At 28.5% G+C, this 25,178-nt stretch carries 26 protein-coding genes and 1 pseudogene; 12 read left to right on the top strand and 15 right to left on the bottom strand.

The window, feature by feature from the left end:
- Positions 1 to 58: 58 nt before the first annotated feature.
- The 8 genes from gltS to J5A73_RS06175 all read left to right on the top strand — a co-directional run bounded on the left by gltS (position 59) and on the right by J5A73_RS06175 (position 6,480).
- Complete coding sequence (gene gltS, locus J5A73_RS06140) at positions 59 to 1,276, top strand: sodium/glutamate symporter (RefSeq protein ID WP_211613987.1); 1,218 nt, start codon at positions 59 to 61, stop codon at positions 1,274 to 1,276.
- Positions 1,277 to 1,375: 99 nt separating this feature from the next.
- Positions 1,376 to 2,266, top strand: coding sequence for a GTPase Era (gene era, locus J5A73_RS06145; RefSeq protein WP_211613989.1), 891 nt, complete (start codon positions 1,376 to 1,378; stop codon positions 2,264 to 2,266).
- A 79-nt stretch (positions 2,267 to 2,345) separates the two neighbouring features.
- Complete coding sequence (locus J5A73_RS06150) at positions 2,346 to 2,567, top strand: DUF896 domain-containing protein (RefSeq protein ID WP_211614004.1); 222 nt, start codon at positions 2,346 to 2,348, stop codon at positions 2,565 to 2,567.
- A gap of 140 nt (positions 2,568 to 2,707) precedes the next feature.
- The gene (locus tag J5A73_RS06155; protein ID WP_211614006.1) at positions 2,708 to 3,367 is read left to right on the top strand and encodes an HAD family hydrolase; all 660 of its coding nucleotides are present in this window, start codon (positions 2,708 to 2,710) and stop codon (positions 3,365 to 3,367) included.
- 29 nt (positions 3,368 to 3,396) lie between these two features.
- Positions 3,397 to 4,317, top strand: a complete 921-nt coding sequence (locus tag J5A73_RS06160; RefSeq protein ID WP_249069169.1) for a pseudouridylate synthase — start codon at positions 3,397 to 3,399, stop codon at positions 4,315 to 4,317.
- 60 nt (positions 4,318 to 4,377) lie between these two features.
- Complete coding sequence (locus tag J5A73_RS06165; RefSeq protein WP_211614009.1) at positions 4,378 to 4,794, top strand: HD domain-containing protein; 417 nt, start codon at positions 4,378 to 4,380, stop codon at positions 4,792 to 4,794.
- A 54-nt stretch (positions 4,795 to 4,848) separates the two neighbouring features.
- Complete coding sequence (locus tag J5A73_RS06170; protein WP_211614011.1) at positions 4,849 to 5,784, top strand: RluA family pseudouridine synthase; 936 nt, start codon at positions 4,849 to 4,851, stop codon at positions 5,782 to 5,784.
- A gap of 3 nt (positions 5,785 to 5,787) precedes the next feature.
- Positions 5,788 to 6,480 carry a ribonuclease HII gene (locus tag J5A73_RS06175; protein ID WP_211614013.1) on the top strand — a complete coding sequence of 231 codons (693 nt, stop codon included), beginning with the start codon at positions 5,788 to 5,790 and terminating at the stop codon, positions 6,478 to 6,480.
- A gap of 83 nt (positions 6,481 to 6,563) precedes the next feature.
- Here J5A73_RS06175 and J5A73_RS06180 read toward each other — a convergent pair whose 3' ends face one another.
- From J5A73_RS06180 to J5A73_RS06200, 5 genes are all read right to left on the bottom strand, one after another.
- Positions 6,564 to 7,142, bottom strand: a complete 579-nt coding sequence (locus tag J5A73_RS06180) for a hypothetical protein (RefSeq protein WP_211614015.1) — start codon at positions 7,140 to 7,142, stop codon at positions 6,564 to 6,566.
- Positions 7,143 to 7,345: 203 nt separating this feature from the next.
- The gene (locus J5A73_RS06185; RefSeq protein ID WP_211614017.1) at positions 7,346 to 8,110 is read right to left on the bottom strand and encodes a nitroreductase family protein; all 765 of its coding nucleotides are present in this window, start codon (positions 8,108 to 8,110) and stop codon (positions 7,346 to 7,348) included.
- A 142-nt stretch (positions 8,111 to 8,252) separates the two neighbouring features.
- Positions 8,253 to 9,641, bottom strand: coding sequence for a glycogen synthase (locus J5A73_RS06190; protein WP_211614018.1), 1,389 nt, complete (start codon positions 9,639 to 9,641; stop codon positions 8,253 to 8,255).
- Positions 9,642 to 9,723: 82 nt separating this feature from the next.
- Positions 9,724 to 10,974, bottom strand: a complete 1,251-nt coding sequence (locus J5A73_RS06195; RefSeq protein WP_211614020.1) for a glucose-1-phosphate adenylyltransferase — start codon at positions 10,972 to 10,974, stop codon at positions 9,724 to 9,726.
- Positions 10,975 to 11,158: 184 nt separating this feature from the next.
- Complete coding sequence (locus J5A73_RS06200; RefSeq protein WP_211614022.1) at positions 11,159 to 12,361, bottom strand: argininosuccinate synthase; 1,203 nt, start codon at positions 12,359 to 12,361, stop codon at positions 11,159 to 11,161.
- A gap of 181 nt (positions 12,362 to 12,542) precedes the next feature.
- Between J5A73_RS06200 and J5A73_RS06205 the strand changes: the two genes are divergently transcribed.
- Both J5A73_RS06205 and typA read left to right on the top strand, forming a co-directional pair.
- Entirely contained in the window at positions 12,543 to 13,616 is a 1,074-nt protein-coding gene (locus J5A73_RS06205; RefSeq protein ID WP_211617349.1) for an aminopeptidase P family protein, read from the top strand.
- A 115-nt stretch (positions 13,617 to 13,731) separates the two neighbouring features.
- On the top strand, positions 13,732 to 15,552 hold the full coding sequence (gene typA, locus J5A73_RS06210; protein WP_211614031.1) for a translational GTPase TypA: 1,821 nt from the start codon (positions 13,732 to 13,734) through the stop codon (positions 15,550 to 15,552).
- Between the two features lie 67 nt (positions 15,553 to 15,619).
- Here the strand turns inward: typA and J5A73_RS06215 are convergent, their stop codons facing one another.
- Both J5A73_RS06215 and J5A73_RS06220 read right to left on the bottom strand, forming a co-directional pair.
- Positions 15,620 to 15,850: a hypothetical protein gene (locus tag J5A73_RS06215; protein ID WP_249069170.1), complete on the bottom strand. Its 231-nt coding sequence runs from the start codon at positions 15,848 to 15,850 to the stop codon at positions 15,620 to 15,622.
- A gap of 136 nt (positions 15,851 to 15,986) precedes the next feature.
- Positions 15,987 to 17,084: pseudogene (locus J5A73_RS06220) on the bottom strand (RNA-guided endonuclease TnpB family protein).
- 287 nt (positions 17,085 to 17,371) lie between these two features.
- Between J5A73_RS06220 and J5A73_RS06225 the strand changes: the two are divergent.
- Positions 17,372 to 18,049, top strand: coding sequence for a hemolysin III family protein (locus tag J5A73_RS06225; RefSeq protein ID WP_211614033.1), 678 nt, complete (start codon positions 17,372 to 17,374; stop codon positions 18,047 to 18,049).
- A gap of 92 nt (positions 18,050 to 18,141) precedes the next feature.
- Positions 18,142 to 18,723, top strand: coding sequence for a helix-turn-helix domain-containing protein (locus tag J5A73_RS06230; RefSeq protein WP_211614035.1), 582 nt, complete (start codon positions 18,142 to 18,144; stop codon positions 18,721 to 18,723).
- A gap of 154 nt (positions 18,724 to 18,877) precedes the next feature.
- Here the strand turns inward: J5A73_RS06230 and lgt are convergent, their stop codons facing one another.
- From lgt to ybeY, 8 genes are all read right to left on the bottom strand, one after another.
- Positions 18,878 to 19,888, bottom strand: coding sequence for a prolipoprotein diacylglyceryl transferase (gene lgt / locus J5A73_RS06235; RefSeq protein ID WP_211614037.1), 1,011 nt, complete (start codon positions 19,886 to 19,888; stop codon positions 18,878 to 18,880).
- Positions 19,889 to 19,915: 27 nt separating this feature from the next.
- The gene (locus J5A73_RS06240) at positions 19,916 to 21,007 is read right to left on the bottom strand and encodes an alanine--glyoxylate aminotransferase family protein (RefSeq protein ID WP_211614040.1); all 1,092 of its coding nucleotides are present in this window, start codon (positions 21,005 to 21,007) and stop codon (positions 19,916 to 19,918) included.
- 27 nt (positions 21,008 to 21,034) lie between these two features.
- Positions 21,035 to 21,871, bottom strand: a complete 837-nt coding sequence (kdsA, locus tag J5A73_RS06245; RefSeq protein ID WP_211614042.1) for a 3-deoxy-8-phosphooctulonate synthase — start codon at positions 21,869 to 21,871, stop codon at positions 21,035 to 21,037.
- A 126-nt stretch (positions 21,872 to 21,997) separates the two neighbouring features.
- Positions 21,998 to 23,275, bottom strand: a complete 1,278-nt coding sequence (locus J5A73_RS06250) for a folylpolyglutamate synthase/dihydrofolate synthase family protein (RefSeq protein ID WP_211614044.1) — start codon at positions 23,273 to 23,275, stop codon at positions 21,998 to 22,000.
- Positions 23,276 to 23,315: 40 nt separating this feature from the next.
- Positions 23,316 to 23,585, bottom strand: coding sequence for a 30S ribosomal protein S16 (gene rpsP, locus J5A73_RS06255; RefSeq protein WP_211614046.1), 270 nt, complete (start codon positions 23,583 to 23,585; stop codon positions 23,316 to 23,318).
- A gap of 101 nt (positions 23,586 to 23,686) precedes the next feature.
- Complete coding sequence (locus tag J5A73_RS06260) at positions 23,687 to 24,526, bottom strand: diacylglycerol kinase (protein ID WP_371813428.1); 840 nt, start codon at positions 24,524 to 24,526, stop codon at positions 23,687 to 23,689.
- A 20-nt stretch (positions 24,527 to 24,546) separates the two neighbouring features.
- Positions 24,547 to 24,681 (bottom strand): hypothetical protein, encoded by a 135-nt coding sequence (locus tag J5A73_RS10675; protein ID WP_256438632.1) that lies wholly within the window; start codon positions 24,679 to 24,681, stop codon positions 24,547 to 24,549.
- A gap of 31 nt (positions 24,682 to 24,712) precedes the next feature.
- A complete protein-coding gene (ybeY, locus tag J5A73_RS06265) occupies positions 24,713 to 25,177 on the bottom strand; it encodes an rRNA maturation RNase YbeY (RefSeq protein ID WP_211614054.1) in 465 nt (154 codons plus the stop codon).
- Position 25,178 lies beyond the last annotated feature (1 nt).

Below are 25,178 nucleotides of genomic sequence, written 5' to 3' on the forward strand. Positions count from 1 at the left end.
TATTTAGTGTATAATGTAACTATGTGAATTTAATATTTAGAAAAAAAGGAGGAATTAAATGAAACTTGATATGATTCAAACGATAGGTCTATCGGTTATTTTACTACTTATTGGGATGAAATTGAGAAAAAAAGTAAAATTTTTTGAAAAATACTGTATACCTTCACCGGTTATTGGTGGATTTTTATTTTCAATCATCTCTTTTATTTTGCGTCAGACGGAAATTGTAGAAATTAGTTTTGACGATACGCTTCAAAAATTTTTTATGATAATGTTTTTTACAAGTGTAGGATTTAACGCAAGTTTAAAGTTACTGAAAAAAGGTGGAAAAAAGGTACTTATATTTTTATTCGTGGCAATTGGACTTTGTATATTACAAAATGTTGTACCAATTTTGCTTTCAGGATTAGTTGGATTAAAACCGCTTCTTGCTCTTATGACAGGTTCTGTGGCAATGACGGGAGGACATGGTACTTCTGCAGCAGTTGCACCTGAAATCGAAAAAATGGGTTATACAGGAGCAAAGGCAATAGCAATAGCTTCAGCAACTTATGGACTTATTGTAGGTTCAATGTTAGGTGGTCCGATTGCAAGTCGTCTTATTAAAAAGCACAAATTGCTTCCTGAACATATGGCAAAAGAAAATGTTGAAAAAGATATAGACGAAGAAGTACTAAAAAAACAAAGACCATACCTTGATGGAGAAAGATTTTCAATGGCATTTTTCTATATTTTAATTGCCATGGGAATTGGTTCATATTTGTCACTTTTCATAAATTTTTTGCTTCCAGCAATGAAATTTCCAGTTTATATTGGACCTATGATTGTTGCAGCAATAATTAGAAATATTTCTGACAATGTAGAGTCACTTCACGCTCCAACAAAAGAAATTAGCATCTTGGAAGATATTTCCCTAAGTTTATTTTTAGCTATGGCATTAATGTCACTTAGATTGTGGGATTTAATAGATTTAGCAGGTCCTGTAATCATACTTCTACTAGCTCAAACTCTACTTATTTATTTGTATCTAAATTTTGTGACATTCAAATCTATGGGTTCAAATTACGATGCAGCTGTAATTGTTTCTGGTCATTGCGGATTTGGAATGGGAGCTACTCCTAACGGAATTTCAAATATGAAAGCGATTACAGAAAAATATATTTATTCAAAAATAGCGTTTTTTGTAATTCCGATAGTTGGTTCACTTTTTATAGATTTCGCAAATATAAGTGTAATCACTTTCTTCGAAGTTACGCTAAAAAGACTGGCTATGTAATTAATTTTAACAAAGGTTTCTTAAATGAAACCTTTTTTTATAGAAAATTTTTTCAAAAAATGATATAATTATTAAAAAGTAGAATTAAGGAGAAAAGTATTGAAATCAGTATTTATAACAATTGTAGGTCGACCAAATGTTGGAAAATCTACTCTTACAAATAAACTTGTAAATGAAAAAGTGGCAATTGTTTCAGATAAGGCTGGAACGACAAGAGATCAAATAAAAGGAATTGTAAATATAAACGAGAATCAATTTATTTTCGTCGACACTCCAGGGATTCACAAGCCAAAACATCTTTTGGGAGAGCATATGACAAATATTGCAATAGAAGCGCTGGAAAATGTTGATTTAATAATGTTTATGCTAGATGGAACCAAAGAAATCTCAACTGGAGATATGTTTGTAAATGAACATATAAGAGCGGTAAATACGCCAATTGTTGCAATTATCAATAAAATTGACAAAATGACAGATGCCGAAATTGAAGAAAAAAAAGTGGAAATTAGAGAAAAACTAGGAGATTTTGACGAAATAATCACGCTTACTGCAGAATATGGAATCGGAGTTCACAAAATATTTGATGTGGCAGAAAACTATTTATCTAATGATATGTGGTTTTATCCTGAAGATTATTACACAGATTTACCTGTGAATAAAATTGTGGTGGAAACAATAAGAGAAAAAATTCTTCATCATACAAAAGACGAAGTTCCGCATAGCGTGGCAGTTGAAATAATAAATGTTGAAACTAAACCGACGATAAGAAAATATGATGTGAATATTTATGTCGAAAGAGATAGCCAAAAAGGGATTATCATTGGAAAAGATGGTGCTTTGCTAAAAAAAATTGGAATTGAAGCGAGAAGAGAAATTGAACATCTCATTGATTTAAAAGTAAATTTAAAACTTTGGGTGAAAGTTAAGAAAAAATGGAGAAAAAATAGTAAATTTCTTGACGAAATGGGTTACAGCTCAAAAAAAAAATAAAAATAATAAATAATAAAATTAAATAAAAATCACAAAATAATAACAAATAAAAATAAAAATAAAAGGAGAAAAATAAAAAATGGAAGATATTATAAAAAAAATTAACGAATTTACTAAAATTTCAAGAGAACGAGAACTTACTGAAGAAGAAAAAAAAGAACGAGAAAAATATAGAAAACTTTATATTGAAAAATTCAAAACTTCGATGAGAGGACATCTTGACAGCATAAAAGTTGTGCGAGTTGACGACAATGGAAATCCTGTTGACAAAGATGGGAAGGTTATTGAACCAGACGCATAAAAATATTTTTTTATAAATCCAAAAAAATTATAATAAATAATTATTTATAAATCTAAAATAAAAAAATTTAAATATAAAAACAAACAAATAAAACAAATAAAATAAAAGAAAAAATAAATAAATAAAAGAAAGGATAAAAAATGAAATATGAACTAGTACTTTTCGATATGGACGGAACTCTTCTTGATACTTCAAATTCCATTGCAATGACTGTAAATAGCACAATGAAAGAATTGGGACTTAAAACATATCCTGTAAATGATTGCGTGAAATTTGCAGGTGGTGGAGTTACTGGACTTACTAAAAATATTTTGGAAAAAGAAAAATATGACATTGATAAAGAACTTTTTTCTAAAACAATCAGAAAATATTACGACATCTATTTTGACTACAAAGTCGAACCTTATAAAGAAATTCCTAAAATACTTGACTTTTTGGAAAAAAATAAAATAAAAAAAGGGATTATTACGAATAAAGACCACAACACTGCACTTTCTGTAGCAAAAGAAAAACTTAAAAAATGGGAATTTTGTGAAATAATTGGCTCAGACGAAAAAAATTATCCCAATAAGCCAAATCCTTATAATGTTGACAGGCTTTCTGAAAAATTTGGAATTCCAAAAGAAAAAATTTTGTTTGTGGGAGATATGCTTGTCGATGTAAATACGGCTAAAAATGCTAAAGTTGACATTGCCTACTGCAAATGGGGATTTGGAGTTATAAAAGGAGAAATGGGAATTGATGAAAGCTGTAAAATTGAATTGGCTGAAGATATTATTAAAAAAATAAAAGGAGAATAATTTTTAAAAATAAAAAAAATTTATAAAAAATGGATTTAAAAACAGAAAATTTAGAAAATAAAAATTATATAGATTTGAGAAAATTTGAAAATACAAAATATTTTGGATATTTATTTTTTGTTGAATATGACGGAAAAAAATTTGATTCTTTTGATGAAAATCCTAATAAAAGGAGCGTAAAACTGGAATTTAAAAATCTTCTTTTAAAAAATGGAATTAAAAATTTTTCTGGAATTCAACAGGCGGGGAGAACAGATGCTTTTGTTAGTGCAAAAGAAAATGTTTTGTATTTGAATTTGAAAAAAGTTCTGGATTTTTCGCAATTAAAAATAAAAAAAATAAATGGACTTGAGATAAAAGAAATAAAAAGGACAGTTCCGTTTTTAGAATTTCCTGAAATGGTTAAAAAAAGGTATTATATTTACGAATATCCAGAAAAACTTATTAAAAATGATGATGAAAAAATTGAATTGATTTGTGAAAAAATTTCTGGGAAAAAAGACTTTTCAGAGTTTACAAATAAAAAAGGGAAACAATTAAAAGAAAAAATAAGAGAAGTTCTTGTTTCGTATAAAAATAAAAAACTGTATTTTTCTGGAAATAAATTTTTGCCACAGCAAGTGAGAATTATGAGCAATTTTATTTTGTTTGGAAAAAAAACTCCACTTGACGGAAAATATTTGACTCTTGAAAAAGTGGAATTTTTTGATGAAATGGAAAAACTAATTTTTAAAAAAATTGAAAAACTTGAAGATTTATTTTATGAAAAAAACTTTTTAGAAAAAAATGAATTTGAAGAACTTGAAAAAATCCAAAAAATTGAAAAAAATGATTATTTTACGGTTCTTTTTGTAAAAAATAAAGACAAGGGTCAATTTATTGGAAAAAAGGGAAAAAATATTAAAAAAATTAAAAAAATTGTTGGAAATGTTGTTGTAAAAGCGTTGTAAAAAAATTTAAAAAATTTAAAAAATTATAAAAAATTTTTGAAAAAAGGTGTGATAAATAAAATGAATGTTTTTAAAAAATTTTATGATTATTATTTTCCAAAAATTAATAAAGCCTATATGGCTGAAATGATAAAAATTCTTAATGAAAAAGAAAAAAAAGTCTTTTTGGAAATGTCCGAATACGACAAGTTTCACTCTTTGGAAGTTCTAAAAAAAATAAAAAAAACTGAGTTAAAAAATGAAAAAATATATTTGAAATTGGCACTTTTGCACGACTGCGGAAAAGGAAAAGCATCATTTTTTAAAAGAGTTTTGCATAAATTCGGATTTTTCACAAAACTTCAAAATCATCCAAAAATTGGAGCAAAAAAATTGGAAAATATTGATAAGAATTTATCAGTTTTGATTGAAAATCATCACAAAAAAAATTATTCACAAAAGATGACAATTTTTCAAGAATGCGATGATAAAAGTTAAAATTTTTAAATTTTACTAAAAATTATTAAAAATTATTTCAAGAAAGGAAAAAATTTGGAAAATCAAAAAGAAATAATAATTATTTCAAGTGAAAAAGCTGGAATTCGAATTGACAAATTTCTTGCCGAAGAATTTGATTTAACAAGAACAAGAATCCAAAATCTCATAAAAGATGAAAATATTTTGGTAAATAGCAAAAAGACAAAGGCATCTTATAAAATTGAAGAAAACGATGAAATTGAAATGGAAATTCCAAAACTGGAAGAAATTGAAATTAAACCAGAAAATATTGAAATTAATATAGTTTACGAAGACGAAGATTTGGCAATTATAAATAAAAGTGCTGGAATGGTTGTTCATCCAGCTCACGGACATAACAGCAGAACACTTGTAAATGCAATCATGTATCACATTAAAGATTTATCGGGAATTAACGGAAAAATCAGACCTGGAATTGTCCACAGACTTGACAAGGACACAAGCGGACTTATAATTATCGCTAAAAATGACAAATCACATTTAAAATTGTCAAATATGTTTTCTACAAAAGAAATAAAAAAAACATATCTCACAATTGTGAAAGGAAAAATAAATAAAAAAAGTGGGCGAATTGTGACAAATATTGGACGAAATAAATTAGATAGAAAAAAAATGACAGTTGTCGCTGCACCAAATGGAAAAAATGCGATTACAAACTTTGAAGTTTTAGCTCAAAACGAAAGATTTTCATTTGTAAAAGTAAACATTGAAACTGGAAGAACGCATCAAATCAGGGTTCATATGAAATATTTGGGATTTCCAATTTTGGGAGATTCAACTTATGGAAGAAGTGATTCTGAAAAAAGACAGATGTTACATTCATACAAACTTGAGTTTAATCATCCAACTTCAAATGAAAAAATGATAATTTTTGGCGAATTACCACAAGATTTTAAAAAAGCACTTAGAAAATGTGGATTTGAAAATTTTGAAAAAATTATAGAAGGTTAAATTATGAAAACAGAAAAAAAAGAAGAAAACGAAGAAAAGAATGCAAAAAGAGAAAAAATTATAAAAGAAAAAAAGAAAAAAGAAGATTTTGAAAAACAAGATTTAAAAAAATTTGACGAAAGTTTTAGAAAAATTGTGCTTGGTGTTGATGAAGCAGGAAGAGGACCTCTGGCTGGACCTGTAGTGGCAAGTGCAGTAATTATAAAAAATGATTTTGATGAAATTGTGGAAATTAACGATTCTAAAAAGTTAACTGAAAAGAAAAGAGAAAAACTGTATGAAGCAATAATTTCAAATTGTATTGTCGGAGTTGGAATTGCTTCAGAAATGGAAATTGACGAAATAAATATATTGAATGCGACATTTCTTGCTATGCGCCGTGCTATTGATAAAGTTAAAGAAATAGCAAATTTTGACATTGTGCTTGTTGATGGAAATCACAAAATACGAGAATTTAGCGGTGAACAAGAATGCGTTATAAAAGGAGATTCAAAATCTCTAGCAATTGCTGCAGCTTCAATTGTGGCTAAAGTCACAAGAGATAAAATGATGTGTGAAATAGCTAAAGAATTTCCTGAATATAACTTTGAAAAGCATAAAGGTTACGGGACAAAAGCTCACAGGAAAGTTTTGATTGAAATTGGACCTTGTAAATATCACAGAAAATCATTTTTGAAAAAAATTCTTAATAATTAATTTAATAAAAAAAAATCAAGATGTTTGTTATCTTGATTTTTTAATTTTTTATTTGTTTCTTTAATTTACTTTTTTTTCTTTTTTTATTTTTCTTCTACAACTTGCCATTTATTATCCGAACCTTTTTCAAACTTAACTGTAGAAGTTGCTAAATTTACTTTCGGTGTTTTTGACAAATAATCGTATTCCAATTTGATGTAAGCGTCTATATCAAGCTCTATTTCATCTTTGCTATCGTCAATTTTTAATATATATTTTTTGGCGTTATCTCCTAAATATTTATTTAATGCACTTTCATCGTATCCTTTTATCAAAAATACAACTTCTCCATCTTTTCCATTTTCGTTTACTTTATAAACAGAAACTACATATGGTTCCAAAAGCATTGTTGTAGCATCATCCCACTGTTTTTTTATAGTTGGATTATCTGATTTTGAAACATATTTATCTATGTCTGGATTTATTGATTTTGACATCTCTCTGGAACTGTAGTTCGCAATTTCCTGCAATACTTTTGCATAGTCCTGCGCCGCAGTATTCAATGAATCATATCTTTTTACCACTTGTGTATTTGATTGTGCGGGTGCTGAAAAAGAGTTGGATATAACTCCAAATTGTCCTAATACAAATAGTCCCATTGCTATTTTTTTCAAATTTAACATTAATTTCCTCCCGATTGACAAAATTGTAATTTTCATTTTGTCTTTGCAATAATTTTTTACTACTTTTTCTTTTTGTCATTTTTATTCGACAACACATTATAGTACAAAACAAAATTATTTACAACATTTTTTTTGACTAAAGAGTTAATTTTTGAATTAATGTTTTTATTTAAAAATTTCTCAATCTTAATTCCACTAAAAATCTATTTTTCGTCAATTTCAATTTCATCCAAAACATCAAATCCTTGCGATTTTAGAGATTCTACTAATTTATTATGCGGATTTTCATAAATTCTTACAATCATTTCTTTGTAAGTTGGCAATTGTGAAGTATTATTTTCTTTTCTCCAAGCAACCATATCCTTTTCATGCTCTTCTACCCCTTCTTCCACTTTTTTAGCGTCATATTTATCAAAAAATACAAACGAGTCAAACGGCACTCTAGGTTTTAATCTTGAAAGCGGTCTATCTTTTGGTACTCCAAGTGCTGCTCCAACTATAGGAATTACATATTTTGGAAGTCCAAGCATTTTGGAAAATTCTTTTAATGAGCTTCTTATAGCTCCAATCACAGTCATTCCATATCCCAAAGAAATTGCAGCAGTTTCTATAGCATTTACCATTATTCCTGCATCAACAGCACCTACAACAACTCCATCCGCTGTTTTAGGACCAACATTTCTTTTTCCCACAGAATTTGCGGCGTATGTAGAACGATAAAAATCAGCTAACACAAATATAAAAGCGTCACATTCTTCAATATGTTTTTGATTGTGAGATAATTCTGAAATTTTTTTCAATTTATCCTTATCTCTTACAACAATCAATGAAATTTGCTGTCCATTTACCGAACTTGCAGCTCTTTGCGCAGTTTTTAAGATTAATTTCAAATCTTCATCTTTAATTTTTTCTCCTGTAAATTCTCTCACAGATCGTCTATTTTGTAATAATTTTATTGTTTCATTCATTTTTAACACTTCCTTTATCTTTATATTTATATTTTTTTATTTCTTAAATTTAATTATATCATATTAAATTTTGATTATCAATTATTTTTTCTAAAAAAATAACGGAATCGCAAAAATTCCGCTACCTTTATATTTTTTCAAATTAATGAGATTTCGCTTCTTCATACAATTTTACATATTCTTTAGCCGATTTATCCCAAGAAAAATCTAATTCCATATTTCTTTTAACTAATTTTTCCCAAATTTCTGGTCTATCGTAATAGATTCCTTCTGCCACTTTTATCGTAAATAACATATCATCTGCATTGAAATTTGTAAATGAAAAACCATTTCCTTCGTCTGTAAATACATTATAAGGTTTAACTGTATCTTTTAATCCACCTGTTTCACGCACAATTGGAATAGTTCCAAAACGCATTGCTATCATTTGGCTAAGTCCACATGGCTCATATCTTGAAGGCATTAAAAACATGTCACTTCCTGCATAAATTTCATTTGCAAGTTCTGCATTGTAACCCAAATGAACTTTAAATTTATCAGGATATTTCCAAGCTAAATGGTTATAGTAATCTTCATAAAATTTATCTCCACTACCTAAAATTACAATTTGAACAGCATCATATTGCAATAGATTTTCAAGTGCAGCACTTACCAAATCTAAACCTTTTCCTTCAACAAGTCTAGTAACTATTGAAATCATTGCGTTATCTGATTTTGGAAGTCCTAATTTTTCTTGCAATTTGTATTTATTTTCTTTTTTCTTGTCAAGGTGATCTTTGTCAAAAGGAATTACTCCTTTTGTATTTTTAGGATCAAATACATTGACATCAATTCCATTCAAAATTCCATAAATTTTCTTGTGATTTGTAATCCATTCAAGTCCTTCACTAAAATAAGGATATTTTATTTCTTCAGCATAAGTCGGACTAACTGTATTTACAACATCTCCAGAGCCAATTCCTATTTCCATAAAGTTTAAATCATTTCTGTCATTAATATAATATCCCATTCTCTCAAAAGATCTTTTAGAAAATCTTCCTTGATACATCAAATTATGAATTGAATAAACTGTTCTCATGTCCCAATAAAATGGATCGTAGTTATATCTCACATTCAAAAAATATGGAACAGGTCCTGTTTGCCAGTCATTACAATGTAAAATATCTGGTTGTAAATTTATTTCTTTTAAGAATCTAAGTGCCAATTCAGAAAACATCGCATATTGAATATCTTCGTCATAATCTCCATAAACTCTTCCACGCTCAAATAATGCTTTATTTTCAATAAAATAATAATTTATTTTATCATCTGGATATCTAACTAAGTTAAAAATATCTCCATGACTTTCAAGTCTTGCCACCCATTCCAATTTTTCTAAAAATTTTAACGGAATTTTGTCATATTTTGGCATTATTATTGAAACTTCGTGTCCTAATTCCTGCATTTTCTTTGGCAGTGCACCCATTACATCTGCAAGACCACCAGATTTGTAAAATGGAGCTACTTCTGAGGCTAAATAAACTATTTTCAAATTGAACCACTCCTTTATCTTATTTATATATTTATTCTTTTATAAAGAAATCGGGGAAATCCCCGAAATCGTTTTTATATTTTTATCTTACTGTTTCTCCAGTTTCGATAGTTCTGTTATGTGAGTCAACTCTTACACCACTAAGTATTCTTACATTTTTACCAATAATTGAACCGTCAGGTATATGAACACCTTTTCCTATAACGGTAATTCCCGAAGATAATAGATCAGGTCTTTCTTTGTTAGGAATATCAGCATTTCCATTTCCTATAAATGAATTTTTTCCAATATATGTATTTTTATCAGCAATTACAGTATCTATGTGAGAATTTTCATCTATATAAGTTCCTGAGAAAATTATACTATTTCTAACTGTCGCACCTTTTCTTACTGTAACTCCTGGTCCTAATACTGAGTTTTGAACGCTTCCTTCAATTTTACATCCGTTACAAATCAATGAATTTTGAACATTTCCTGTTATTCCTATTCTAACTGGTGCTAAATCTTCACTTCTAGTGTAAATTTTCCAATCTTTGTCATATAAGTTAATTCCAACTTCTTCAGATTTCTTAATCAAATCCAAGTTTGCTTCAAGGTATGAATCATAAGTTCCCACATCTTTCCAATAACTGTCATAAGTGTGAACATAAACTTTTCTGTCATTTTGAATCATTGAAGGAATTACATGCATTCCAAAGTCTAAATCTTCATTTGGAAGACTTTCAAGATATTCTAATAAAGTGTCTGTGTTAAAAATATAAATTCCCATTGAAGCTAAATTACTTTTTGGTTCAGCTGGTTTTTCTTCAAAATTAAGAATTTTTTTGTTTTCATCAACTTCAAAAATCCCAAATCTACTTGCTTCTTTTATTGGCACAGGTTGAACTGCTATTGTAAGTTCAGCATCATTTTCTTCGTGTTCTTTTAACATCCATTTATAATTCATTTTATAAATGTGATCTCCTGATAAGATTAATACATATTTTGGATTTTTATTTTTTATAAACTCTATATTTTGTCTGATTGCGTCAGCTGTCCCTCTATACCAAGAGTTTCCGCTAAGTTTTTCGTGCGGTTGTAACATTGTGATACTTGAATCTCTTCTGTCAAAATCCCATGGTCTTCCTGAACCAATGTGTTCATTTAATGACAATGGTAAATATTGAGTAAGAAGTGCAACATCATAAATTCCTGAATTTGAACAGTTACTAAGTGCAAAATCTATAATTCTAAATTTTCCAGCAAACGGAACGCTAGGTTTAACTCTTTTTTCTGATAAGATGTCAAGTCTAGAACCTCTTCCACCAGCTAATATCATAGCTAAAATTTCCATATCTATTACCTCCATTTTTATCTTACACTAAAGTATACCCTCATTTTTAAAAAAATCAAATAATTTTTTCAAATTTTTTTATATTTTTATCATAATTTTTAAAATTTTTAAAATTTTTAACAAAAAAAGCCTTCAGTTTTAACTAAAGACTTTTTTTATTTTATTATTTAAAATTTTCATCTAATTATTTATGTTTTTTATAAGCTCTTATTCTGTTTGGAAGTGAGAATAATTTTATAAATCCTTCTGCATCTTTATGGCTATATAATTCGCTTGCTCCAAATGATGAAATTCCTTCGTCATAAAGCGCAAAATCAGTAAATCTTCCGGCGATTTTTATGCTTCCTTTGTATAATTTTAATTTTATTGTACCATTTACATTTTTTGAAGTTTCCTCAACAAAAGCGTCAAGTCCTTCACGAAGCGGTGTGAACCATTGTCCAGCATAAGTCAAATCAGCATATTTTCTTGAAACTAATTTTTTGAATTCAAATGTATCCTTGTCAAAAATCAGTGTTTCCAAATCTTTTAACGCTTCCATAAGAAGTGTTCCACCTGGAGTTTCATAAATTCCACGAGATTTCATTCCAACAAGTCTATTTTCAACGATATCAATAACTCCGACTCCATTTTCTCCTGCAATTTTATTTAATTTTCTAAGCAAGTCAACTGGTTCCAAAGCTTCTCCGTCAACTTTAATTGGCCAACCTTGCTCAAAAGTAATTTCTACATAAGTTGGTTTATCTGGTGCTTTTTCAGGCGGTGTTGTCATCACATAGACAATATCTTCCTTGTGTTCATTTTCAAGACCTTCAATATCTCCACCTTCGTGTGAAATATGCCATAAATTTTGATCTCTTGAATAAATTTTTTCTTTTGTAACATTTATTTTTATGTCAAATCTTTGAGCGTAATCAATTGCATCTTCTCTTGATGAAATGTCCCAAATTCTCCACGGAGCTATAATTTGAATTGTTGGATCTAATGAAAATACACCTGTTTCAAATCTAACTTGATCATTTCCCTTTCCTGTACATCCGTGACAAATATATTTTGCTCCTTCTTTATGAGCAACTTCTACAAGTGTTTTTGAAATTAATGGTCTTGCAAAAGATGTTCCCAGTAAATATTTATTTTCATAAACTGCTCCGGCTCTTAATGCACGAAATGCGTAATCTTTTACAAATTCTGCTTTTTTATCTTCTACATAAACTTTAGAAGCTCCTGATTCAATTGCTTTTTGCTTTACAGCGTTCATATCTTCGTCTTGTCCCACATCTACACAACAAGCGATTACTTCTAAATCATAGTTATTTTTTAACCAAGGTATGATAATTGATGTATCTAATCCACCTGAATAGGCTAATACTACTTTTTCTTTTGCCATATTTTCTCTCCTTATAATTTTTTTATATAAATAAAATTTATCATATTTACAAATTAAAGTCAACAACATATAACCAATTTTAAAAAAAATTATTGATTTTTTCCGTTTTTTTGTGATAAAATTATATAATAATAAAGAAATTAATGAAATTAATGAAATTAATGAAAGAAGGTCAAAAAATATGGAAATTAAAACACAGAAATTAGAAAATATTTTAAAAAAATTAAATATCGACGGACTTTTCCTAACGGATATGTACAATCTTAGATATTTTACAGGATTTACTGGAACTACGGGAGTAGCTCTTGTTACGAAAGAAAAAAAATATTTTTTTTCAGATTTTAGATATAAAAAACAAGCGACTGAACAAGTGACAAAAATGGGATTTGAGTTTGTAGAAAGTAGAACTTTGATTGCATCAGCTGGAGAATTTGTAAAAAAATTGGGATTAAAAAATGTGGGATTTGAAGACAACAATGTTTCATTTGCGCTTTATCAAACAATAAAAGAAAATTTTAGTTCAAAACTTACTCCTGTGGGAAATGAATTGATTTTGCAAAGAATGAAAAAATCTGAAAAAGAGATTGAAATTATTAAAAAAGCTATTGAAATAAGTGATATTGCTTTTACTGAAGTGCTTGGCATAATTAAAGAAGGAGTTTCTGAAAAAGAGATTGCAGCTCATTTGGAATACACTCAAAGAAAATTGGGAGCTTCTGACAGATCATTTGATACAATTGTCGCAAGTGGACTAAGATCTGCCATGCCACACGGAGTTGCAAGTGACAAAAAAATTCAAAAGGATGAATTTATTACAATGGATTTTGGAGCATATTACGACGGATATGTTTCTGACATCACAAGAACTGTATATTATGGACAAAATATTACAAATAGACATAAAGAAGTTTACAACACGGTTTTAGATGGACAACTTCTTGGAATTAAAACGATTAAAGCTGGAATGTATACAGATGAAATTGACAAAGCTGTAAGAGATTTTTTTGAAAGCAAAAATTTAGGAGAATATTTTGGACATGGATTGGGACACGGAATTGGACTTGAAATTCATGAATTGCCGTATTTGTCTAAAGCTCAGCACTTAGAACTTGAAGAAAATATGATTGTGACTGTTGAACCTGGACTATATTTTGATGGATTTGGCGGAGTTAGAATCGAAGATGATGTCGTTGTAACTAAAGATGGTTGCAAAGTTTTGAATAAAAGTCAAAAAGAATTGATTATTATAGAATAATTTTTGTCAATTAAAAATACAAAAAAATTTAATAATGTGATATAATAATAAAAGTGTAAAATAATAAATTAATAAATTAATAAATAATAATAGAAGGAGAAAAGTAAAAAAAAGAATGAATAAGATTAAAAACATTGCAATTATTGCCCATGTCGACCATGGGAAAACTACGCTTGTGGATGCACTTTTAAAACAGGCTGGAACATTTGGAGAACACGAAAAAGTTGATGAAAGAGTGATGGATAGTGATGATTTGGAAAAAGAAAGAGGAATTACAATTTTTTCTAAAAATGCTTCATTTCACTATCAAGGATATAAAATAAATATCGTCGATACACCAGGACATGCGGATTTTGGTGGAGAAGTACAGAGAATATTAAAAATGGTTGACTCTGTTTTGCTTTTAGTTGATGCTTTTGAAGGAGTTATGCCGCAAACTAAATATGTATTAAAACAAGCACTAGAACACGGACTAAGACCAATTGTAGTTGTAAATAAAATTGACAGGCCAAATTCTGATCCTGACGCTGTTGTGGATTCGGTATTCGATTTATTTGTTGAACTTGGAGCAAACGACATACAACTAGATTTCCCTGTTGTCTACGCTTCAGCAAAAAATGGGTATGCTAAAATCGAGCTAGAAGATGAAAATAAAGATATGAAACCACTTTACGACATGATTATGAAACATGTTGAAGATCCTGAAGGAGACGCAGCTGAACCACTTCAAATGCTAATAACTAATACAGAATATGATGAATATGTCGGAAAACTTGGAACTGGAAGAATTTATAACGGAAAAATTTCTAAAAATGAAGAAGTTACTCTTATTAAGAGAAACGGAGATTTGGTAAATGGAAAAATTTCTAAAATTTATGGATATGACGGACTTAAAAAAATTGAAATGGAAGAAGCACTAGCTGGAGATATTGTGACAATTGCAGGAATTGATAAAATTGATATAGGAGAAACTGTTGCAGATAGAGAAAATCCTAAACCACTTCCATTGATTGACATTGATGAGCCAACACTTGCGATGACCTTTTTAGTAAACGATTCTCCTTTTGCTGGACAAGATGGAAAATTTGTAACTTCTAGAAATATTTTGGAGAGACTTCAAAAAGAAGTTAATCACAATGTAAGTATGCGTCTTGAAATGACGGATTCTCCTGATGCGTTTATCGTAAAAGGTAGAGGTGAATTGCAATTATCTATTTTATTGGAAAATATGAGAAGAGAAGGTTATGAAGTAGCCGTTTCAAAACCAGAAGTTATTTACAAAGAAAAAAATGGTAAAAAAATGGAGCCGATTGAACTTGCTATAATTGATGTTGCTGACGAATTTGTCGGAGTTGTTATTGAAAAACTTGGACTTCGTAAAGGGGAAATGGTAAATATGAATCAAGGAACTGACGGTTATACAAGACTTGAATTTAAAGTACCGTCAAGAGGACTTATCGGATTTACAAATGAATTTTTGACTGAAACAAGAGGAACTGGAATTTTAAACCATTCATTCTTTGACTATGAACCTTTCAAAGGGGAAGTTACAAGTAGACATCGTGGAGTTTTAATTGCGATGGAACCTGGAACAAGTTTAGGTTATGCGCTAAATAATCTTCAAGCAAGAGGTACTCTATTTATTGGGCCTGGTGTAGAAGTTTATGAAGGAATGATTGTTGGAGAACATTCAAGAGAAAATGACTTAGTTGTAAATGTCTGCAAAGGTAAAAAACTTACAAATATGAGGGCTGCTGGAAGTGACGACGCCGTGAAATTAGCGCCACCAAAAGAATTTACTCTTGAATTAGCTCTTGAATACATCGAAACTGACGAACTTGTGGAAATTACTCCAAATTCAATAAGACTTAGAAAAAAATATTTGAAAGCCAATGACAGAAAGAAATTTGAAAATGGGACAACAAGCAGAGTTTAAAAATATTTTGTATTTATAAAAAATTTACAAAAAAGAGAATAAAAAATTTATTCTCTTTTTTTATTTTTTATTTTAATATTTTTAAAATATCCTCAACAATTTGTTCTTTCGTAAGTCTATTTTCCTCAAAAAATACATCATAAGGAACTTCATCAGTAAATTCTTTTTTAGCACCTACATTAAGCACTTTCATGTCAGAAGTGCCATAGAAACTAGAAATTTTCGTTCCAAATCCACCTTCTTTTTGACCACTTTCCAATGTAACTACCAATTTATGATTTTGTTTTAATTCATTCAATAAAGAAATCCATCTTTTCTCCCTGGTGAACTACTCCCACTTTTAGAAGCGGGAGCTTCTTGGGAAGTATCTGCTTTTGTTAGCCAAATATATTTACCAAGCTCTTCGGGTAGTTCCTACCCTGTCTTTTTATTTCCTAATATTTCAAAATCTCTTTTCCAATGTTTTTTATATTCAGTGCCGCATTATAATCTCTATCAATTTCAATTCCACAGCACTCACATCTATAACTTCTTTCTGATAATTTCAGTTCCTCTTTAACATTTCCACATCCACTACAAGTTTTTGATGACGGAAACCACTTATCTATCTTCAAAAATTGTTTCCCTAAAAACATCAGTTTATACTCAAGCATTCTCAAAAACATTCCCCACCCATTATCTCCTACACTTTTACCAAAATTTAATGCCTGGCTCATCCCTTTCATATTCAAATCCTCAACAACCACAGCATTATACTCTTTAGATAATTTTTTCGATAATTTATGCAAAAAATCTCTTCGGCAATTTTTAATATACTCATGCAATCTTGATATTTTCATTTTTTGTTTATACCAATTTTTAGAAAATTTCACTTTTCTTGACAATGATTTTTGTGATTCTTTCAATTTTTTCTACAATATCCTAAAATATCTTGGATAATCAGCCCTTTGGTTTTCAGAACTGACAAATAATTCAGACATTGAAAAATCAAGTCCAATTACTTTATCATTACTAGCTACCTTTTGGATTTCTTTTTCAAGTTCTGTCAAAACAGAAACATAGTAATTTCCATTACTGTTTGTCAATGTTACCGACTTTATTTTATAATCCTTTGGTATTTCTCTATGATATTTCAATTTTACTTTTTTCAATTTTGGCAAAACTAAATATTTGTTTTCCTCAATTCGTATCGAATTATTCACACAATTTGTCGTGTAACTTTTAACACTAGTCTTTTTAGATTTGAACTTTGGAAACTTCGCTCTCTTTTGAAAAAAATTCGTAAACGATCGTTTTACATTCAATTGAGCATTTGAAAGTGCCAAACTGTCAACTTCTTTCAAAAATTGATTTTCACTCTTCAAACTGGCAGGTGTAATTATTTTATTTTTTCCAGTTTCTTCATAAATTTTATTCGCATTATACAAAATCGTATTGTAAACAAAACGAACACATCCAAAAGTCTTATTTATCAATAATTCTTGATCTTTATTTGGATAAATTCTATATTTGAATGCTAAATTATATTTCACAAAATTACACCTCCTTTTAATTTTGAATATTATTTTTAATGACTTCTCTTCAATATTTTATACAAAAATTGTATCATAAGTGTATCATTTTTTCAATTTTTTTTACAAAAAAAAATCATCTCCCAATTATAGAAAGCCTACGACTTCTTGCTATCTTTTTGTTAAAATTCTAATTATAAATGTAATTATTTTATAAGGTAAAAAAAATACTTAATAAAATCTTTTATGGTATTATTATGTATAATATATATAAATATTATATTTACTTTGATTTGAGAGGAAAATTTATGAAAAAAACGGTTAACAAAAATCAAGTTTCAAAAATAAATAATAAAGACGCCGAAACATTTACACATGGAGAGGAAATAGCAAATTTTGTAAGTCACACTGTAGGTTCAGGGCTATCAATCATTGCACTTTTTGCGCTTACAATAAGAGCTAGCTGGGCACATAATATATGGGCTATTATCTCGTTTATGCTGTTTGGATTTGGACTTATTGTACTTTATACAATGTCATCCATATATCACGGTTTACATCCAGGTATTGCAAAAAAAATTTTTGAAATATTGGATCACTCTGCAATTTATATTTTAATTGCAGCATCATATACACCTTTTTTATGTCTTGTTGTAGATTCTCCTATAAATAAAATTATTTTAGCTTTACAATGGATAACTTGTTTTTTAGGAATTTTATTTAAAGTCTTTTTTACTGGAAAATTTAAGCTGCTTTCCACTTTAATATATCTTTTTATGGGATGGATGATTGTAATAGCTTGGGGAAGTTTAATAACACATATAAATAAAGTATCATTAATTTTCCTTATAATAGGTGGTCTTCTATATTCATTAGGCACTATTTTTTACCAATGGAAAATATGTAAATTTAATCATATGATTTGGCATATTTTTGTAATGCTAGGAAGTATCGCCCATTTTATTTCTGTATTTTATCTAATTTAAATATATTTATTTGTAAATTATATTAAAAAATTGACTACTCTTTCAGTGAAGTGGTTGTTTTTTTTCAAAAAATTAATGGAAAGGACTATTTAATGGGAAGAAAATCAAAAATATCCAACGAACTGAAAATCGAACTTGTAAAAAAAGTGTTAGAAAAAAATGAGAGCGTCAGAAATGTTGCCAACGAATATGGCATTTCAAAATCTGCCCTTACCGATTGGAAAAAAAAATACATTGAATTAGGCGAAAAAAGCATTTCTACTCCAGAAAAAAACAGACATTATTCAAAAGAACTCCGTGAAAAAGCTGTTTTAGAATATTTGAATGGTCAAAGTTCTTTATTTGATGTTTGTAAAAATTATAACATTTCTTCAGTTAGCGTATTAAATTATTGGATTCGAGATTATAGAAAAAATAGAGATTTGGATGGAAATATTGTCCATCATAAAAAACATATAAGAATTGATTTAGGAAAAAAAGTCAACATTGTGGAATATTGTATTGCCAACTATCATAACTACAACGAAACTGTTAAAAAATTTGGTATTTCATATCAGCAAATCTATGCTTGGGTAAAAAAATATGAAAAAGATGGCATTGAAGCTCTAATAGATAATCGTGGAAAAAAATCAGGAAAAATAACAAAAGCGTCAAAAATAACGATTAAAAAATAAAACGAAATAAAATTCCTAAAAAACTCTCTCAGTACTTTAATAATTTTTTTATAAATTTTATTAAAATTTAAATTTAAAAAAAAGCAATAACAAAAAAAAGAAAAAACTATTTTAAAGTCAAATTTTTTATAACTCTAAAATAGTTTTTATTTTTTTATATTTTAATTTCTTTTTTATCAGAATCTTTTGCTGTATCATTTTCAGAAATTTTTTCGTTATTCAAATCAACTTTTTGTGTTTCTTCATTTTCATTTGAACTTGAATTTGTCTTTGTTTCTTCAATTGGAACGAATTTTCTTTCAGGTTTACTAAAATATATTATTCCAATTATTGCACCAATAATCATAATAATGCTTATTAAATAAGGCATTCTTATCGAAGTTCCTGGAAATCTCAAATCTTCAGCTCTAAATGTGCTTACAAACATTCTTATAAGCGCATACATTATCAAATAAATCATTGTCAGTACTCCAGGATTTTTTTCTTTTTTTCTAAAATAAAACCATAAAATTATAAATCCTATTAAATTTAAAAATCCTTCGTATAACATCGCTGGATGCAATGGCAAATTTGGAAATTCTGAACCTGCAGGTGTATCTAGTGGAAATGTTATTCCCCAAGGTACAACTTCTTTAAATTTTGCTTGCATATCAGCACCCATCGCTTGATATTGCGTCCACCATTCGTTAAATCTTCCAGAAAAAATAACGCTAAGTGGTGTAAATGTAGGCACTCCATGAATTTCTCCATTCGCCAAGTTTCCAAAACGACCTAAAAATTGACCAAATAGTAACGCTCCAACTGCCATATCCGTTAAAACCCATAAATTAATTTTTCTTTTTTTGGCAAACAGATAAGCTCCTATAAATCCACCTATTATTCCACCGTGAATCGCAAGTCCACCTTGCCAAACATAAAATATGGAAAGTGGATTTCCAATGTAATCAGAAAATCTAAAAATTACATAATAAATTCTAGCACCAATTAATCCTGATAATATTGTTGCAAATGCAAAATCTTCTATAATTTTTCTATCAGTAATTCCCCGCTTTTCTGCCACATCGTCAGCAAGTCCAATAAATATTCCACATAAAAAAGCCAAAATATACATAAGACTATATATTCTAAGTTCAAATCCTCCGATTTTAAATAAATACGGCTTCATTCATCTCTCCAATCTATTTTCTTGTTCCTATTTTCCCAGCTGTTTTTTCACTTCTTCTTCAAAAATTACAAAAAAGTTGTCAATTTGTTCTTTTGAAATTTCTCCCAAGATTCCAATTCTCATAAGGCTTTGTGCATATTTTCCTTTTCCACCTGTAACTGTGTATCCTTTTTCTTCCAAAGCCGAAATTATTGATTTTATGACAATATCTTCCCTATAAATTGAAATAAGTGTATTTGTTCTATTTTCTTCTGCTTTTACAAGTAAATTAAATCCTAAGTTTTGTGCTTTTTCTTCAATATATTTTCTTAGATTTCGTTTTTCAGAAATAATATTTTCAATTCCTTTATTTACCAAATCTTTTAGTGACGCATTAAGTGCCAGAACTAGAGCGATTGCTGGAGTATATGGAGTTTCGTTATTATCGTCAAAATATTTTTTATATTGTTTCAAATCAAAATAATATTTTGGTAAATCAGATTTTTCCATCGCTTTTTCAGCTTTGTCACTAATTGCAACAAATGCCAATCCTGGTGGTATTAAAAAGGCTTTTTGGCTTCCCGCTATTGCGACATCGACTCCCCAACCGTCAAAATCAAAGTCATTTACCACAAGTCCACTAATTGTGTCAACTGCCAAAATAATATCAGTATTTTTAGTTAAATCTCCAACTGCTTTTACATCGTTTAAAATTCCAACCGAAGTTTCGCTGTGAGTCATCAAAATTCCTTTTAAATCTGGATTTTCTGAAATAACTTTTTTTACATCAGATAATTCATAACTTTCTCCAAACTCATATTGCAAATTTATTACATTAAGTCCGTAAATTTCTGCAATTTTTCTAAATCTATCCCCAAAATATCCAGTATTAATTGCCAAAACTTTGTCTCCTTTTGAGAAAAAGTTTACAACTGCTGCTTCCATAACTCCAGTTCCTGACGAAGTTACAACTGCCACATCATTTTTTGTTTTAAAAATTTTTTTCAAATATTCATTATTTTCTTTCATATATTTTCTGAACTCAGGTGTTCTGTGATGAATAATGTCTTTTCCAAAAATTTCTAAATATCTTTCAGGTATATTTGTAGGTCCTGGTGTCAATAATAATTTTGAACTCATAATAATTTTCCTCCTAAATTTTATTTTTTATAATTCTTTTGTTAATTTATCATATTTTAATAAGTTAGTCAAAATTTCTTCCACATTTTCTAATTTTAACATATTTGGTCCATCTGAAAGTCCTTTGTCAGGATCAGGATGAACTTCTGCAAAAATTCCGTCAACTCCGACAGAAACAGCTGCTCTAGCTAATGGATAAACATATTCTCTGTTTCCACCTGTGCTATCTCCTTTTCCGCCTGGAATTTGTACCGAATGTGTCGCATCAAAAACAACTGGAAATCCAAATTTCCTCATTTCCAAAAGTCCTCGCATATCCACAACTAAATTGTTGTAGCCAAAAGTTGCTCCTCTTTCACAAAGCATTATATTTTCATTTCCAACTTCACAAAATTTATTTGCGACATTTTTCATATCCCAAGGTGCCAAAAACTGTCCTTTTTTTATATTTACAGCTTTTCCAGTTTCTGCCGCTGCTACAAGCAAATCTGTCTGTCTGCATAAAAATGCCGGAATTTGCAATAAATCAATAACTTCTTTAGCTTGTTTGCACTGCCAAGGTTCGTGAATGTCCGTCGCCAATGCCACGCCATATTTTTCTTTAACTCTCGCTAAAATTTCTAAGCCTTTGTCTATGCCTGGTCCACGAAAAGATGAAATTGAAGAACGGTTAGCCTTGTCAAAAGATGCTTTGAAAATGTAGTTAATACCTAATTTGTCAGTAATTTCTTTCATTTTTTTTGCGACTTCCATGACCAAATCTTCAGATTCAATCACGCAAGGTCCCGCAATAAGAAATATTTTTCCATTACCAACTGTTATTTTATCAGTAATTTTTACTTCTTTTACTTTATCTATCAACATAACTTTTATCCTTTCTAAAAAACTTCTTTTATATTTTACCACAACATTAATTTTTTTGCTAATTTTTTTTAATTTTTAAAAAATAAAAATTTTACTTTTTTCAAATTCTTTTAATTTCAAATTCTTTTAATTTTTATTTTCAAACAATTTTTTAAATTTTGCAATTTCATAAAACGAACCACAAATAACAATTGCTTTATATTTTTCCAATTTTTTTGCCTTTTTATAAGCATCTAAAATGTCGTCTTCAAAAATAATTTTTTTTAAAAAATTCTCTTTATTTTCAAACTTTTCGATTTCTTTTTTTATTTCGCAAGAAGACATTCCGTAAGTCACATCTTTTAGCGAAGTTATAAAAATTTTATCTGAAAATTCTTGAATTTTCTCAAAAATTGGCACAAAATCCTTTGTCTTCAATATTGAAGTTATAAAAATCACTTCATTTTTTTTATATAAAAAAGACAAGTTTTCAAACAAAACTTTCATAGAATCTTCGTTGTGCGCCACATCCAAAATTACAAACGGATTTTTTGAAAAAATTTCAAATCTTCCAAATAATTTTAAATGATTAATTCCATTTTGAATATTTTCGTCAGAAATTCCAAACTGTTTTGCAATTTCATAAGAGAGCAAAAAATTATTTCCTTGAAATTTACCAAAAAGTGGCAATTCAAATTTTTTAGTTTTTTTATCATCTTCAAATTTTACAGTTGTTATAAAATTTTTTTTATCAAGTTCAATATCAATATTTTTATATTTTTTCAAAACATTAATAGATTTTTTAGTTTTTTTATTTATTTCGTTCTCAAGTTCAGATAAATTTTGTGAAAAAATGCAAATCTCTCCATTTTTTATAATCCCAGCCTTTTCAAAAGCAATTTCTTTCAGCGTATTCCCAAGAATTGCCATGTGGTCAAAACTCACATTTGTTATGGCACAAATTGTTGAATTTACAACATTTGTCGCATCAAGTCTGCCACCTAATCCAGTTTCCAAAATTATAAATTCCAAATTTTCTTCTTCAAAAAATAAAAGTGCAATAAAAGTTGTGATTTCAAAAAAATTGATTTTTAATTCTAAATTATTTAAAATTTTTTTTACAATTTCATAATATTCTTGTATTTTTTCATCAGAAATCATCTTTTTATTTGAAATAATTCTCTCATTATATTTTAAAATATGTGGTGAAGTAAATTTTCCCACAGCATGACCCGAATAAAAAAATATATTTTCTAAAAAAGCACTCGTTGAACCTTTTCCATTCGTTCCAGCAATATGAATTATTTTTTTATCTTTGCAAGGTTCTCCCAAAAGTTTATAAATTCTTTTTAAATCGTCAATATTTTCTCTACGATTTTTATTTCTTAAACTAAAAATTTCTTCTAAAATTTTTTCTATTTTCATATTTTTCCTTTATACAAAAAAAGAGCTTTACGCTCTTTTACTATTTTTTCTTAGTTTCTTGGAATTTTTCCCACACACCTGCTTTAGTTAAAATGCTTCTTACTGTTTCTGTTGGTTGAGCTCCATTTGTTAAATATTTTAAAATTTCTTCTTCTTTTAAAACAACTTGTTTGTCATCTTCAGCAAGTGGATTGTAAGTTCCTAAGTAAGCAACTGCTTTTCCATCTCTTTTAGATAAATTTTCCATTGCAGCTATTCTATAAAAAGGTACTTTTTTTCTTCCTAATCTAGTTAATCTTAATTTTAACATTAATATTCCTCCAAATTTTTATTTACTAAAAAGATTATACAAAAAAAATCAATTTATGTCAAGTATTTTTTCTTTACAAAAAAATAATTTTTAAAAAAACTTTAATTATATAAAATTCCAAATTTTATCATAACAAACATTATTGCAAATGCGACCAAAAATCCTAATATTCCACCTGCAACAACTTCCTTTATGCTATGAATTCCAGCTTTTACACGACTTTGAGCAACAAGTCCCGCCATAAATAGCACCAAAATTAAAACTCTCACATCGCTTATCATAAAAATTAAAATTCCAAAAGTTGCAAAAGCTATCGCACTATGTCCACTTGGCATTCCACCCTCAAGCGGAGTTCCTTTGTTATAAAACGACTTTATGACTATCACAAGAATTGAAACCAAAATTAAAATTAAAATCGAAATATTTCCTTTTCTTCCAGCAATTATGTGCAACCTATTCTGAGTATCAAAAATATCGAGTAATTTGTCATAAAATAGTAAATATCCAACACAAATCGCATTTATTGCTGCGACCAAAACCGCTCCTGCTGCGACATCTTTGGCTAATTTTGCAAGTGGATGGCGTTCTGGCGAAATCAAATCTACAAGTGCTTCAACTGCAGTATTTATAAGTTCTGTAATAATTACAAAAGCAACGGATATTGAAACTAGTAAAATTTCAACTTTACTCGCATTTGTCAAAATTGCAAGAATTACTATTAAAATTGCAGAAAGTATGTGAAATTTCATATGCTTTTCATTTTGCAGTGCAGAAGTTAGTCCTTCTATCGCATAATTAAAGCTCTCAACAAGGCGTTTGTCGTGTTCACGCTCTTTTCTTATGTCCCAGTTGTATCTATCTTTTTTATGAAAAAATGAAAAAATTCCTTTTTTTCTTTCTGTTTTTTTTATTTTTTCTTCTTTTACTTTTTCTTCTTCTATTTTTTCTTTATTCTCTCTTTTTATTTCTTTATTCTCTTTATTTTCTCTATTTTCTTCTTTTTTTTATTTTCTTTACTTTTTTTACTTTCTTTATTTAAATTTTTTTCTTTTTTTTCGTCATCTTTTGTTGTTTTGTTTTCTCTCTCATCTGCCATAAAATTACACCTTCTTCCCATTTTTTAGATCTTAATCTCTTTCATAATTGAATGCAGCTAAAATTTCTTCTTCTCTTTTTCTCATAATAACTTTATCATCTGGATCAATATGATCATAACCCAATAAATGAAGCATTCCGTGACACAACACATAAAAAAACTCTCTTTTGTCAGAATGTCCATACTCGCTTGACTGTTCTTTTACTCTGTCAATTGAAATTACAATATCTCCAAGCATATTTATTTCTCCAAAATTCTCCGTTTCATTGTATGCAAAAGAAATCACATCTGTTGGCATATCTTTATTTCTGTATTCATGGTTAATCTTTTGAATTTCTTCATTCGTCGTAACTAGAATTGACAAATAATACTCGTTTTTATCATATTCTTCTTTTTTTTCATCTTTTAAAATATAATTCACAAATTCTTTTATTTTTTCTTCATCAAAAAAATCATCTATTTCTGGTATATCATAACTTATATCTACATCTAACATT

Origin of the sequence: Leptotrichia sp. oral taxon 218 (genome assembly GCF_018128225.1) — a bacterium.
Classification (GTDB): domain Bacteria; phylum Fusobacteriota; class Fusobacteriia; order Fusobacteriales; family Leptotrichiaceae; genus Leptotrichia.